Here is a 13469-nt window from a genome sequence, read left to right as displayed (position 1 = left end):
GCGTTGCGGCGTGTCAGGAGCGGGAGATGCGCACCATCTCGTCGCGGGGGACGACCTTGACGCGGGTGCGGCCGACGGCCTCGCCCAGGTCGATCTCGTGCTGGTCGAGCTTCTCCCAGCCCTCCCAGGTCGTGAACTCGATGCCGCGGCCCTCGAGGTAGGCGTCGACGTCCTCGCGGGCGGGGTTGGCCGGGGGTGCGAGCCGGTCGACGTCCTCGAGCAGCAGGCGGATCGTCTCGGCGGCGTCCGACTTGGTGTGGCCGATCAGGCCGACGGGTCCGCGCTTGATCCAGCCCGTGACGTACGCGCCGGGCAGCGGCTCGCCGTCGATGTCGATCACGCGGCCGCCGTCGTTGGGCACCGTCGCGCTGTTGTTGTCGAACGGGATGCCGGCCAGGTTGTCCGACCGGTAGCCGACGGCGCGGTAGACCGCCTGCACGGGCCAGTCGACGAACTCGCCGGTGCCACGGACGTTGCCCGTGCCGTCGAGCTCGGTGACCTCGGTGCGCAGCCCCACGACCTGTCCGTCCTCGCCGAGCACCTCGACGGGGTTCTGACAGAAGTGGATGTGGATGCGGTGGTCGGCGCCGGTCGGCTCCTTGGCCAGGTAGTTCTGCAGCACGTCGACGACGAGCTTGACGCTCTTGGACGCGCGGATCGAGTCCATCGAGCCCTCGTCGAGCTCGAAGCCCTCGGGGTGGACGATGACGTCGACGTTGGGGGAGTGCGACAGCTCGCGCAGCTCCATCGGCGTGAACTTGACCTGCGCCGGGCCGCGGCGGGCGAACACGTGGACGTCCTTGGCCGCATTGGCCTTGAGCCCGTCGTAGACGTTCTGCGGGATCTCGGTGACCAGCTGCTCGTCGGCGGTCTTGGCGAGCATGCGGGCGACGTCGAGGCCCACGTTGCCCACGCCGAGGACGGCGACCGACTCGGCGTGCGGCTGGAAGTCCCACTCGCGGGGGGCGTCGGGGTGGCCGTCGTACCAGTAGACGAAGTCGGCCGCGCCGAACGAGCCCTTGAGGTCGATGCCGGGGATGTCGAGGTCGCGGTCGGCGCGGGCGCCCGTCGCGAAGATCACCGCGTCGTAGAACTGCTGCAGGTGGTCGAGCTTGAGGTCGGCGCCGTAGTTGACGTTGCCGAAGAACCGGATGTCGTCGTTCGACAGGACGCGCTTGAGCGCCTTGACGATCTCCTTGATGCGCGGGTGGTCCGGCGCGACGCCGTACCGGATCAGGCCGAACGGCGTGGGGTCGCGGTCGAGGATGTCGATCGTGACGCCACTGACGTCGTCGCCGAACTCGGACTTCGTGAGGATGTCGGCGGCGTAGATGCCGGCGGGACCGGCGCCGACGACGGCGACTCGCAACTGCCTGCTCATGGATGCTCCTGGAAAAGGGCCGCCCCCTGGGAGGGAGCCACGCTCTTAGGCAAGCCTAAAGCACTGTCCCGCAGCGGGAAATTCGTCCAGAATGCGAACGCGATGCAGGTGACGTGGGTCACGCCGTCCGCGCGATCGGCGGCCCGAGGCCCCTCGCACTAGGTTGGGGGCATGACCTCAGCCGTCGTCGTCGGGTCCGGTCCCAACGGCCTCTCCGCCGCCGTCGTGCTCGCCCGGGCGGGCGTCGACGTGACGGTGCTCGAGGCCGAGGACGAGATCGGCGGCGGCACCCGCTCGGCCGAGCTCAACGTGCCGGGCGTGCTGCACGACATCTGCTCGGCGGCGCACCCGACGGGTGTCGCGTCGCCGTTCTTCCAGTCGCTGGGCCTGGAGCGCCACGGCCTCGAGTGGCTGTTCCCGGAGGTCGACGCCGTGCACCCGCTCGACGGCGGACGGGCCGGCGTCCTCTTCCAGGACCTCGACCGGACGGTCGAGGCGCTGGGGGTCGACGGCCCCGCGTGGCGCCGGCTCTACGAGCCGCTGGCCCGGCACTGCGACGAGCTGACGTCCGAGATCTTCGGCCCCCTCATCCACGTGCCACGCCACCCCCTGCTGCTCGCCGGATTCGGCCTGCGCGCCCTGCTGCCGGCCACGGTCATCGCGCGCCGGTGGGAGACCGACGAGGCCCGCGCGCTGTTCGCCGGCATGGCCGCCCACGCCGTCCAGCCGCTGCAGCGCCCCACGACGGGCGGGCTCGGCCTGATGTTCGGCATGACGGGGCACGCCTACGGGTGGCCCGTCGCCAAGGGCGGGTCGCAGGCCATCTCGGCGGCCCTGGCAGCCGATCTGGCCGAGCACGGCGGACGCATCGAGACCGGTCACCGGGTCACCGAGCTGCCCGAGGCCGACATCGTCATGTTCGACACGTCTCCGCACACCGTGCTGCAGGTCGCGGGCCACCGGCTCCCGTCGCGGGTGTCGAGGCCCCTCACGAAGTGGCGCACGGGCCCGGGCATCTTCAAGGTCGACTTCGCGGTCGAGGGCGGCGTGCCCTGGACCAACGAGTGGGCCCGCAAGGCCGGCACGGTGCACGTCGGCGGGACGCTCGAGGAGGTCAACGCGGCCGAGAACCACGTGCACGCCGGACGCATGCCCGAGCGCCCGTTCGTGCTGCTGTGCCAGCAGTACCTCGCCGATCCCGGACGCTCGGCCGGCGACGTCCACCCCGTGTGGTCGTACGCGCACGTGCCGACCGGCTACACCGGCGACGTCACCGAGGCGATCGTCGCGCAGATCGAGCGGTTCGCGCCGGGCTTCCGCGACCGCGTCGTCGCGCAGACCGTGTCGGGCCCGGCCCAGCTCGAGGCCCACAACGCCAACTACCTGGGCGGCGACATCGCGGGCGGCTCCAACGATCCGTGGCAGCTCGTCATGCGGCCGCGCATGTCGCCCAACCCCTACTCGCTCGGCGTCAAGGGGCTCTACATCTGCTCGGCGTCGACGCCCCCGGGCGGCGGCGTGCACGGCATGGGCGGCTACAACGCCGCGACCCACGCCCTGCGCGAGCTCTGACCCACCTACTCCGGCAGCAGGGCGATGTAGGGGTAGGTCGCGTCGTGGGGGTCGTCCGCGGTGCCGGAGTGCTGCTGGATGTAGAACATCCGATTGCCGGAGAAGTCCTGCGCCGAGTACCCCTGTGCCCCCTTCATGCGCATGAGCCGCTGACGCGACAGGTCGTAGACGTACGCCTGCCCATCGATCGAGTAGCCGACCCACCGTGAGGTGGCGTTGAGGTAGCCCGGCCCGTCGACGTCGCGCAGGGTCGTGCGCCGGCCCGACTTCTCCGTGACGACGAGCGAGCCCTTGCCGCCGCAGTCGATCTGCACGAGAGTGCCCTCGTGGAAGTAGCCGCCGCACGGCTGATGGACCGCGGCGGTGCCGGCCTTCTTCTCGGCACCCTCCGAGGCGTCCCACGCCAGCATCTGCCCGTCGCGCTGGAACCACAGGTCGCCGCCGTCGGCGTAGACGTCGGTGGCGTCGTCGATGACCTTCGTCATCGGATCGGCGCCATCGAGTGGTGCGCGGTAGATCGCCGTCGCAGGGGTGTTCCCCTTCACCGCCTCGACCGCCGCCCAGTAGACGTCGTCGCCCACGATCTGCGGTCGGATGCTCTCGAACGACGGCCATGGCGGGTCGTCGATGCCGAGCTCGGCCGACGAGGCGATCCGCCGCTCGGTCTTCGTGGCCAGGTCGTAGGAGTAGAGGTCCCAGGTGAGGCTGCTGTAGCTGTCGGGAGCGCTCTGCAGCCAGACCAGGTAGCCGTTGCCACGTGACACCTCGGTGATGTCGGTCAGCTCGCTGTCGTCGTCTCGCGTGAACAGGGCCTTCGTCCCACCGGTCTCGAGGTCGACGGTGAGGAGTCGGTCCGGCGATGGCGCCCCTGCCGTCTGCTGGTCCTTGTCGGAGGGGTACCGGACGGCCACTGCGCTGCTGCCGTCGTCGCGGACGGCGTAGTACGTCATCGTCTCGCCCCCGATCTCTGCCGGCACGTCCCTGACGACGCGGTAGTCGGTGCCCTCGACCATGGCGGGGACGGTCGTGCCGGCACCGACGGTGACGACCGTCGCCGTCGGCCTTCGTCGCGGCGACGGCGCCTCGGACCCCGCGGTGCAGGCAGCCGCCACGAGAGCCGTGACGACCGCCAGCAGGACGAGGGGACGGCGGGTCAAGCGACGGTCCCGTACATCGCGGTGAAGCCCGCCATGGCGTTGGTCGTCATGGAGCGCTTCTTGTCGGACTGGGGCCACCGACCGCCGACGGGATCGGCGTAGTGGACACGGTCGCCGCTCTCGGAGTAGCCGTAACCCATCACGAAGTGGTCGAGCGCCTTGTTGGTGTAGTGGTTGTTGTAGTGGTTGGCACTCGTGCCGGCGTTCTCGTGCGTCCCGTAGATCAGGGCCTTGTTGTACTGCCCGTTGCTGCGTCGGACGACCGACTTGAGGCCCGCCCGGTCCAGGCCCGTGTAGACCTTCGACGAGACCCCTGCCCAGTCACGCATCGTGGTGGGCATCCGGTAGATGTAGGTGCCGCCACTCGAGGACGTGGCGAGGTAGGTGCTGCTGGCCAATCGTGACTGCCCCAGCGTGTGCGAGCTGTTGAGCTGGCTGTGCTCGCTGGCACCCATGGCGCGCAGGGCCATCAGCGTCGACGCTGGCCCGCAGTAGTAGTCGTTGATCTGCGTCGAGTGCTGGACGGGCAGCAAGTGCGAGCTCGGCACCGCGGCGGCCGCCACCGCGTCGGCGCTGGCCGTCCGCGACGTCGTCATGGCGCGAGGCGCGGGTGCGAGGTTCTCGAACGGCTCGCCGCTGAGCTTCTCGACCTTGGCCTGTAGCTGCGTGGCACGCCGGGCCGCCGCCGACAGCTGGGCCGAGCTCAGCCCGGGCTTCTCGACCTCGTCGTACGCCTTGTACAGATCGACCAGCGCGTCGGTCAGCGGCTTCTCGGCGATGGCGCGCGGGTCGTCGGCAAGCGTCTTCTGGCCCGGCCCGAGCTTCCATCCGACGCCCGGCTCGTCGTCGGTGGCCGCGCCGGCCGGCACGGCTGTGCAGACGATCGCGAGCAGGGCGGTGGTGGCAACGGTGCAGATGGCTCTTCTCATGGTGTCCCCCGATGGATGCCAGTGCTACCTATCAGTAGCGATACGAATGGGTAGCACATTAGAGACAGCCCGCAAGTGGTGTCAACGACGTCGTGCACAGGCGCTTGCCTGCGCCCCTCCTGTCAGGAGACTGTGAGGTGCGGGAAGGGGAACCTAACGCTGGGATGATCCGTTGGACCTGTTGAACCTTCATCCATCACGCCGAGCCCAGGAGCCCGACCGATGAACCTCCCCGCCCACAAGAAGATGCTCTCCGCCGCCGCGGCGGCCTCCGTCCTGCTGATCACCGCCGCGTGCGGCACCAGCGAGGAGTCCGACTCCGGAGCGTCGACCCCGGCGGCCACGTCGGCCGCCCCGACGTCCGACGCGCCGACCGAGGAGTCCGAGACCCCCGATGTCGGAGCCGAGGAGGCCGGCTACGCCGACGGCACGTACGAGGCCGAGGGCAGCTACAGCAACCCCGGTGGCGAGTCGACCGTCAAGGTCGAGCTGACGCTCTCGGACGGGACGATCTCCGACGTCACCGTGACGCCCGAGGCGTCCAACGGCACGTCGAAGCAGTACCAGACCCAGTTCGCCGGCGGCATCGCCGACCAGGTCGTCGGCAAGAGCCTCGACGACCTCGACGTGTCGAAGGTGGCCGGATCCTCGCTGACCGCCACGGGCTTCAACGACGCGATCGACCAGATCAAGGCCGAAGCGAACGCCTGACGTGCACGCCTGGACGTTCGAGGCGATCGGCACCGCGTGGCAGATCGACACGCGCGAGCCGCTGGCCCCGGACGTCCGGGCGGCCGTCCTCGGGCGCATCGAGCGCTTCGACGAGAGCTGGTCGCGATTCCGTGACGACTCCCTCGTCGCCGACATCGCGCGCGGCGCGGGCCAGTGGCACGTGCCCGACGAGGCCGGCGTGCTGTTCGAGCTCTTCACCGAGCTGGACGACCTCACGGACGGGGCCGTGAACCCGCTGATCGGTCAGACCCTGTCCGACCTGGGGTACGACGCGTCCTACTCGCTGACGGCGTCGGACGACCCGGCGGTCACCCCGCCGTGGTCGAGCATCGACCTGTCGGCCGGCGTCCTGACGACGACCGAGCCCGTGCTGATCGACGTCGGCGCCGCGGGCAAGGGCCTGTTGGTCGACCTGGTCGCCGGGATCGTCGGCCGTGAGGTCGACCAGCTCACGATCGACGCCAGCGGCGATCTCTACCACGGTGGCTCCGCCCCGCTCCGGATCGCGCTCGAGCACCCGCTCGACGCGGGCCGCGCGATCGGCGTCGCCGAGATCGACCCCGAGGACGCCCTGTGCGCCTCGGCCACCAACCGGCGCGCCTGGGGCGACGGCCTGCACCACGTGCTCGACGCCCGCACCGGACGTCCGACGTCCGACGTCATCGCCACCTGGGTCGTCGCGCCGCAGTCGTGCATGCGGGCCGACGGCCTCGCGACCGCCCACTTCTTCGCCGATCCCGCGCTGCTGATGCAGCGCTTCGACCACCAGTTCGTCCGCATGCACGCCGACGGCCGCGTCCAGTGGTCGCCAGACTTTCCCGGAGAGATCTTCACATGACCGCACTCGCCCCCGTCCGAGACGTCCTCGACCGCCAGCTCGGCAAGGTCACGATGTACCGGCTCGTGACGATCGTCCTGTCGCTGCTGGTCGTGGTGTTCACGATCTTCACCGCGACCGGCGTCATCGAGGGCCTGTCGACCGGCGACAACCTGATGGCGCTCGCCGTCCTGCTCGTCGCCTCGTACGTCGGCAGCCGCCTGATGGGTCTGGCGTTCCGCGTGCGCCCGCACGCCGAGTCGTCGATCATCACGGCGCTGCTCCTGTACTTCCTGTTCGTGCCGATCATCCCGGTCGACACGGGCCAGCTGGTCTGGCTGGGCATCGCCGCGGTGCTGGCCCAGGCCTCGAAGTACGTCCTGGCGTGGCGCGGGCGCCACGTCTTCAACCCCGCCGCCGCCGGCGCCTTCCTCGTCGTCGTGCTGCAGGAGGTCGTGGGGCGCGAGGCCCGCATCAACGCCCTGTGGCAGACCGCCGCGACCGAGAAGCTCTTCCCGTTCGTCGCGGTCGGCGCGCTGCTCGTGCTGTGGCGCACCCGACGCCTCGGGGTCGGGCTGCTGTTCGTGGTCGTCGCGACGGTGCTGATCTTGGTGCGGCTCGTCGACCAGGCCTCGCCCGACCAGTCGTTCCTGGACGTCCTGAAGCTCACGGCGTACTCGTACCCGATCGTCTTCCTCGCGGGCTTCATGCTGAGCGAGCCGCTGACGCTCCCACCGCGGCGCCGCCAGCAGCTCGTGGTCGCGGCCGTGACCGCGGTCGTCTTCGCGTACCCGACGTGGATCCTCCTGCTGACCGACTCCCCGCCCGACCTCGGCGTGCTCGCGATCTCGCCCGAGATCGCCCTGCTGGTCGGCAACCTCGTGGCCTTCGCGTTCGCCCGCCGGTCGGGGCTCGACCTCGAGCTCGAGACGTCGCGCCGGGTCGCGGGCGACGTCCACGAGCTGACGTTCCGGTCGCGTCGCGGCGTCGCGTTCGTCCCGGGCCAGTACCTCGAGCTGTCGGTGCCGCACCGCGGCATGGACAGCCGCGGCGCACGCCGGACGTTCAGCATCAGCTCGCCGCCGCAGGACGACCGCCTGGCCCTGACGCTGCGCGTGCCCGAGAGGTCGTCGAGCTTCAAGCGCGCCCTGCTCGACCTCGAGCCCGGGTCGCGCGTCCGTGGCACGGGCATCGGTGGCGACTTCGTCCTGCCCGCCGATCCGGCCACGCCGCTGCTGCTGGTCGCCGGCGGCATCGGCATCACGCCGTTCCTCAGCCAGCTGCGCCACGAGGGATCGCGCGACGCCGTCCTCGTGTACGGGGCGACGTCGGCCGACGAGGTGCCCTTCGTCGAGGAGCTCGCGGGCGTTCGCGTCGTGCTGGTGTGCCCCGGACGTCCCGGCGAGCTCCCCGCGGGCTGGACGCACGTCGACGCCGCGTTCCTGTCGGCCGACGTCATCGCCGGGGCCGTGCCGGACCTGGCCGACCGTCGGGCGTACGTGTCGGGCCCGCCGGCGATGGTCAACGCGGTCCGTCCGGGGCTGCGCGGACGCGTCGCCGGGCTGCACACGGACTACTTCTCGGGTTACTGAGCGGTAGGGTCCAGATTCGTCTCGCGGCCCGTCGTTCCGGCGTTTAGGATCGAGGAGTCCCCGCCGGACGGCGCCCTGTGCGCTCCTGTCGGAGGCCGATAATCGGCAGACCGGACCTGGACCTCGTCCCGACCGCGCGAGATGTGACCGACCCGGGAGAGCGTCGGTCACATCACCTGGCGTCCCACCGTGGGGCGCGTGCTCGGAACGCATCAGCACCCTCGGACCCCTGGAACCGGTCGGCTGACCACTGCGTCGAGGATCCATCGCCCCCTTGGTGCGCCGTGCCCTGCTGCTCTGCGCCGGCGTCAGGGGGGACCCATCTGCCGGCCCCGGCCGCGGCACCTGAAGGATCGACCATGATCGCCTCGCACGTCCCGGCGTTGACGCGCCCCTCTCGCCACCACCTCGTCCTCGCCACCGCCGCCACGGGCCTCGCGGCGGTCATCGCCGTCACCGCCGTGTCGATGGCCGGCCCGGCCCGCGCGGCCGGCCCGCCGGACCCGGGCCTCGGCACAGCCCTCGACTACTCCGTGCTCGCCGGCGAAGGCGTGACCAACACGGGCTCGACGACGGTCGTGGGCCTGGTGGCCTCGGCCGGCATCCAGACCACCGTGGCCGACAACGGCGCCATCAGCCCGCCCGGCAACGTGCGCCGCGGGGCCAATCTGGCTGTCTCGGCCGCGAAGGCCGACCTCCTGGTCGGGTACGGGCAGGCGGCTGCGGCCCCGGTCATCCCGAACACCCCGCTGCTCGGCGAGATCGGCGGTCAGACGCTCACGGGAGGCACCTACACGCGCGCAGGATCGCTCGGTTTCACCAGCACCTTGACGCTCGACGGCGAGAACGACCCGAGCTCGGTCTTCATCATCCAGGTCGCCGCGGACTTCAACGTCGCGTCGAGCGCGCAGGTAGTGTTCACCCGCGGCGCCCAGGCCTGCCACGTGTACTGGCAGATCGGCAACGACGCGGTCATCGGCACCAACACGGACTTCCAGGGCACGATCCTCGCCGGCAACGACATCTCCGCCCGGACGGGGGCCACGTTCGCGGGGCGTCTGCTCTCGAACGTCGGTGCCATCACCCTCGACAGCAACACGTTCACGAGCCCGACCTGCGCCGCGGCGACGACCCCGCCGCCCACCACGGCCACGACGGCGCCCGTCACGCCGGCCCCGTCCGCCTCGACGCGTCCGACGCCGCGCCCGACCAGGAGCACGGACTCGTCGGACGGCGGATCGTCCGACGGTGACGGTGGCTCGTCCGACGGCTCGGACAGCGACAGCGACGGCTCGGACGGTGGCGCGGGAGACAGCGACGCCGCCGGCGGTGACTCGTTCGCGGACGGCGGGACGTCGTCCAGCGCGACCGGCATCCCGGACGCCGGAGGACCGCCGATGTACCTGGCCCCCGTCGGCGTCCTCGCGGTGCTGCTCGGCGCCGGGCTGGTCGTGGCGAGCCGGCGACGTCAGCACGGTTCGCACCGGGGCTGAACGGCCCTGCCCTCGCGGCGTGGTAGACCTGACGGTGGGACAGAGTTGACAGGAATGGACTCAACTTCGTAGGTGTTGTACCCGGTGACACCGTTCCCCGACGTACAGGAGCACCCATGGACCTTGCGAAGTTCACGACGCGCAGCCAGCAGGCGCTGAGCAGCGCGATCTCGTCCGCCGCCGCGGCGGGCAACCCGGCCGTCGAGCCGGCCCACGTGCTGCACGCCCTGCTGACGCAGGACGGTGGCACCGCAGCACCTCTGGTCCAGGCCGCGGGCGTGGCCCCGCAGACGATCACGGCCGGCCTCGCGACGGTCCTCGGGCAGCTGCCGAGCGCCTCGGGGGCCAGCGTCCAGAACCCCGGCCTGAGCCGCTCGAGCCACGAGGTGCTGCAGCGCGCCCAGGACCTCGCCGACCAGCTGGGCGACGACTTCGTCTCGACCGAGCACCTCACGGTCGCCGTCGCGACCGTCGCCTCGCCGGCCCGCACCCTGCTCGTCGACGCCGGCGCGACCGCCGACGCCCTGCAGGCGGCCTTCGCCGCGGTGCGCGGCACGTCGCGGGTCACGAGTCCCGACGCCGAGGACACCTACCAGTCGCTCGAGAAGTACGGCGTCGACCTCACGGCCGTCGCGCGCGAGGGATCGCTCGACCCCGTGATCGGCCGCGACAGCGAGATCCGCCGCGTCGTGCAGGTGCTCAGCCGCCGCACCAAGAACAACCCCGTGCTGATCGGCGAGCCCGGCGTCGGCAAGACCGCCGTCGTCGAGGGTCTCGCGCAGCGCATCGTCGCCGGAGACGTCCCCGAGTCGTTGCGCGGTCGTCGTCTCATCTCGCTCGACCTCGCGGCGATGGTCGCGGGCGCCAAGTACCGCGGCGAGTTCGAGGAGCGTCTGAAGGCCGTCCTGACCGAGATCAAGGAGTCGGACGGCCAGGTCATCACCTTCATCGACGAGCTGCACACCGTCGTCGGCGCGGGCGCCGGTGGCGACAGCGCGATGGACGCCGGCAACATGCTCAAGCCCATGCTGGCCCGTGGCGAGCTGCGCATGATCGGTGCGACGACGCTCGACGAGTACCGCGAGCGCATCGAGAAGGACCCCGCGCTCGAGCGCCGCTTCCAGCAGGTGCTGGTCGACGAGCCGACGCCCGAGGACACCATCGCGATCCTGCGCGGGCTGAAGGAGCGCTACTCGGCGCACCACGGCGTCCGCATCTCCGACGCCGCCCTCGTGGCCGCGGCGACGCTGTCCGACCGCTACATCCCGGGCCGTCAGCTGCCCGACAAGGCCATCGACCTGATCGACGAGGCCGGCAGCCGCCTGCGCATGGAGATCGACTCCAGCCCCATCGAGATCGACGAGCTGCGCCGCTCGGTCGACCGGCTGCGCATGGAGGAGCTGCACCTCGACAAGGAGTCCGACGACGCGAGCCGCGAGCGGCTCGAGAAGCTGCGGGTCGAGCTCGCCGACAAGCAGGAGGCGCTGCGCGGTCTGGAGCAGCGGTGGGAGCGCGAGAAGCAGTCGCTCAACGCGGTCGGCGAGATCACCAAGCGCATCGACGAGGTGCGCAGCGCCGCCGAGAAGGCGCAGCGCGAGGGCGACCTCGAGACGTCCAGCCGGCTCCTCTACAGCGAGATCCCCGGCATGGAGCGCCAGCTCGCCGAGGCCCAGGCCGCCGAGGCCGACCGCGACGAGGACTCGATGGTGCACGAGGAGGTCGGCGCCGACGACATCGCCGAGGTCGTCGCGGCGTGGACGGGCATCCCGACCGGACGTCTGCTCGAGGGCGAGACCGGCAAGCTCCTGCGCATGGAGGACGAGCTCGGCAAGCGACTGATCGGCCAGCGCACCGCGGTGACCGCCGTGTCGGACGCCGTGCGCCGCTCGCGGGCAGGCATCTCCGACCCCGACCGTCCGACGGGCTCGTTCCTGTTCCTCGGGCCGACCGGCGTCGGCAAGACCGAGCTGGCCAAGACGCTCGCGGAGTTCCTGTTCGACGACGAGCGGGCGATCATCCGCGTCGACATGAGCGAGTACTCCGAGAAGCACTCCGTCAGCCGCCTGGTCGGTGCCCCCCCGGGGTACGTGGGCTACGACGAGGGCGGCCAGCTCACCGAGGCGGTGCGGCGGCGCCCCTACTCGGTCGTCCTGCTCGACGAGGTCGAGAAGGCGCACCCCGAGGTCTTCGACATCCTGCTGCAGGTGCTCGACGACGGGCGCCTGACCGACGGCCAGGGCCGCACGGTCGACTTCCGCAACGTGATCCTGATCCTGACGTCCAACCTGGGGTCGAGGTTCCTGACCGACCCGACGCTCGACGACGCCGCCAAGCGCGATGCCGTGATGGACGTCGTGAGGGCCTCGTTCAAGCCCGAGTTCCTGAACCGGCTCGACGAGATCGTGACGTTCGACGCGCTCGGCACCGACGAGCTGACCCACATCGTCGACCTGCAGGTCGACGCCGTGGCGAAGCGGCTGGCGACGCGGCGCATCACGCTCGACGTCACGGCGGCGGCACGCGAGTGGCTCGCGCTGACGGGCTTCGACCCGGCCTACGGTGCCCGTCCGCTGCGCCGGCTCGTGCAGCAGGCGATCGGCGACCGTCTGGCCCGTGCCCTGCTGGGCGGCGAGGTCCGCGACGGCGACACCGTCGTGGTGGACCGCGACGGCGACGAGCTGACGGTCCGCGCCGCGTAGGCGCCCGGCGGCGGGGGTCGGCGTGTTGTCGCCGGATGGTTCGATAGGCCCATGAGTGACGCCTCCGTGAAGCGCCCGCCCATCCTGACGGGGGCGTGTCTCTACCTCGGCCTGCTCTCCGCGGTGATGTCGATCCGTGCCGTCACGGTGGTCTCGTCGTGGAACGCCGAGAGCCGTGCGGACGACGTCTCGTTCGCCCTGCGCGTCCTGCGCGACGCCGGTGTGGGGGCCGACGGGGCCGAGACCGCCTACCGCACGTTCGTCACGGTGCTGGCGGTGCTGGCCGCGGCCGGCGCGGTCTTCGCGGTGTTCACCGCGCGGGGCGACCGCGCCAGCCGCGTCGGCATGACCGTCGCGATCGGCCTCGTGGGTCTCGCGACGTTCGCGGGCGCGCTCGGCACGAGCTTCTTCCTGTCGATGCTGGGCGCGCTCGCGGTCGTGTTCACGATCCGCCTGTGGACCGGCGAGATCCGCACCTACTTCCGCACGCTCGCGGGGCACCCGCCGCCGGCCCCGAAGGTGATGCCGACCCCGACCCCGGCCCCGGCGGTGACGGTCCCCGCGGCGCCGGTCCAGCAGCAGCCCACCTACCCGTACCCGCCGGGGTTCGGCCCCGCGCCGCGGCGCGAGCCGCTGCCGAGGCCCGTCAGCATTGCGGTCTGGACGACGATGATCGGCTCGATCGTCGCGGCCGGCCTCTCGGCCCTCATGCTGATGGCGATCCTGCTCACGGGGATCGACTACGACGCCGTGGTCGAGCAGGGCGGTCTCGGGGCCGAGATGGTCGGGTCCGAGAGCGAGTTCGACCGCGGCATGACGCTCATCACGACGCTGTCGTCGATCGCCGTCGTGCTGGGGCTGGCGGGCATCGCGGCGGCGACCCTGGCCCTCGTCAGGCGCCGGTCGGGCGGCACTCCGCTGTTCGTGATGGCGGTCGTGACGTTCATCGTCTCGTGGGTCGGCTTCCCCCTCGGACTGCCGTGGGGCGTCCTCGCGGTCGTGGCGTTCCTGCAGCTGCGCAAGCCCGAGGCGAAGGCGTGGTTCGGTCCGTCCTGACAGCGAAAGTTTGTCAGGACAATCACGGCCACCGGATGTGC

Annotated in this window: 10 protein-coding genes; 7 read left to right on the top strand and 3 right to left on the bottom strand. The window is 71.3% G+C overall.

Translation table 11 applies throughout. The features are described from left to right. Nucleotides 1–13 precede the first annotated feature (13 nt). Nucleotides 14–1381 (bottom strand): FAD-dependent oxidoreductase, encoded by a 1368-nt coding sequence (locus tag IFT73_RS11775; RefSeq protein ID WP_192167771.1) that lies wholly within the window; start codon nt 1379–1381, stop codon nt 14–16. 171 nt (nt 1382–1552) lie between these two features. Between IFT73_RS11775 and IFT73_RS11770 the strand changes: the two genes are divergently transcribed. Beyond that, nucleotides 1553–2953: an NAD(P)/FAD-dependent oxidoreductase gene (locus tag IFT73_RS11770; RefSeq protein ID WP_192167770.1), complete on the top strand. Its 1401-nt coding sequence runs from the start codon at nt 1553–1555 to the stop codon at nt 2951–2953. A gap of 5 nt (nt 2954–2958) precedes the next feature. On the opposite strand, the gene IFT73_RS11765 is transcribed toward IFT73_RS11770, so the two are convergent. Together IFT73_RS11765 and IFT73_RS11760 are read right to left on the bottom strand one after the other, a co-directional pair. Further along, entirely contained in the window at nt 2959–4110 is a 1152-nt protein-coding gene (locus tag IFT73_RS11765) for a hypothetical protein (protein WP_192167769.1), read from the bottom strand. Next, nucleotides 4107–5039 (bottom strand): C39 family peptidase, encoded by a 933-nt coding sequence (locus tag IFT73_RS11760; protein ID WP_192167768.1) that lies wholly within the window; start codon nt 5037–5039, stop codon nt 4107–4109. Before IFT73_RS11760 ends, IFT73_RS11765 begins: the two co-directional genes overlap by 4 nt. 222 nt (nt 5040–5261) lie before the next feature. Here IFT73_RS11760 and IFT73_RS11755 point away from each other — a divergent pair, with 222 nt between their 5' ends. The 6 genes from IFT73_RS11755 (at nt 5262) to IFT73_RS11730 (ending at nt 13428) form a co-directional block, all read left to right on the top strand. Then, nucleotides 5262–5750, top strand: coding sequence for an FMN-binding protein (locus IFT73_RS11755; protein WP_056605392.1), 489 nt, complete (start codon nt 5262–5264; stop codon nt 5748–5750). A 1-nt stretch (nt 5751) separates the two neighbouring features. Continuing rightward, nucleotides 5752–6609: an FAD:protein FMN transferase gene (locus IFT73_RS11750; protein ID WP_192167767.1), complete on the top strand. Its 858-nt coding sequence runs from the start codon at nt 5752–5754 to the stop codon at nt 6607–6609. Further along, entirely contained in the window at nt 6606–8180 is a 1575-nt protein-coding gene (locus IFT73_RS11745) for a ferredoxin--NADP reductase (protein WP_192167766.1), read from the top strand. Before IFT73_RS11750 ends, IFT73_RS11745 begins: the two co-directional genes overlap by 4 nt. Nucleotides 8181–8539: 359 nt before the next feature. After that, a complete protein-coding gene (locus IFT73_RS11740; protein WP_192167765.1) occupies nt 8540–9673 on the top strand; it encodes an ice-binding family protein in 1134 nt (377 codons plus the stop codon). Nucleotides 9674–9789: 116 nt separating this feature from the next. Next, nucleotides 9790–12372, top strand: coding sequence for an ATP-dependent chaperone ClpB (clpB, locus tag IFT73_RS11735; RefSeq protein WP_192167764.1), 2583 nt, complete (start codon nt 9790–9792; stop codon nt 12370–12372). A 51-nt stretch (nt 12373–12423) separates the two neighbouring features. Next, a complete protein-coding gene (locus tag IFT73_RS11730; RefSeq protein WP_192167763.1) occupies nt 12424–13428 on the top strand; it encodes a hypothetical protein in 1005 nt (334 codons plus the stop codon). The last annotated feature ends 41 nt before the right edge of the window (nt 13429–13469 follow it).

Origin of the sequence: Aeromicrobium sp. CFBP 8757, assembly GCF_014841755.1 — a bacterium.
GTDB lineage: Bacteria > Actinomycetota > Actinomycetes > Propionibacteriales > Nocardioidaceae > Aeromicrobium.
The sequence above is the reverse complement of the archived record's forward strand: the minus strand, read 5'-3'. Positions and strand labels throughout refer to the sequence as shown.

Bases quoted from the DNA above. Each gene is read 5' to 3' on its own strand.
- IFT73_RS11775 (WP_192167771.1), bottom strand. From the start codon at position 1,381: ATGAGCAGGCAGTTGCGAGTCGCCGTCGTCGGCGCCGGTCCCGCCGGC.
- IFT73_RS11770 (WP_192167770.1), top strand. From the start codon at position 1,553: ATGACCTCAGCCGTCGTCGTCGGGTCCGGTCCCAACGGCCTCTCCGCC.
- IFT73_RS11760 (WP_192167768.1), bottom strand. From the start codon at position 5,039: ATGAGAAGAGCCATCTGCACCGTTGCCACCACCGCCCTGCTCGCGATC.
- IFT73_RS11755 (WP_056605392.1), top strand. From the start codon at position 5,262: ATGAACCTCCCCGCCCACAAGAAGATGCTCTCCGCCGCCGCGGCGGCC.
- IFT73_RS11745 (WP_192167766.1), top strand. From the start codon at position 6,606: ATGACCGCACTCGCCCCCGTCCGAGACGTCCTCGACCGCCAGCTCGGC.
- IFT73_RS11740 (WP_192167765.1), top strand. From the start codon at position 8,540: ATGATCGCCTCGCACGTCCCGGCGTTGACGCGCCCCTCTCGCCACCAC.
- clpB (WP_192167764.1), top strand. From the start codon at position 9,790: ATGGACCTTGCGAAGTTCACGACGCGCAGCCAGCAGGCGCTGAGCAGC.
- IFT73_RS11730 (WP_192167763.1), top strand. From the start codon at position 12,424: ATGAGTGACGCCTCCGTGAAGCGCCCGCCCATCCTGACGGGGGCGTGT.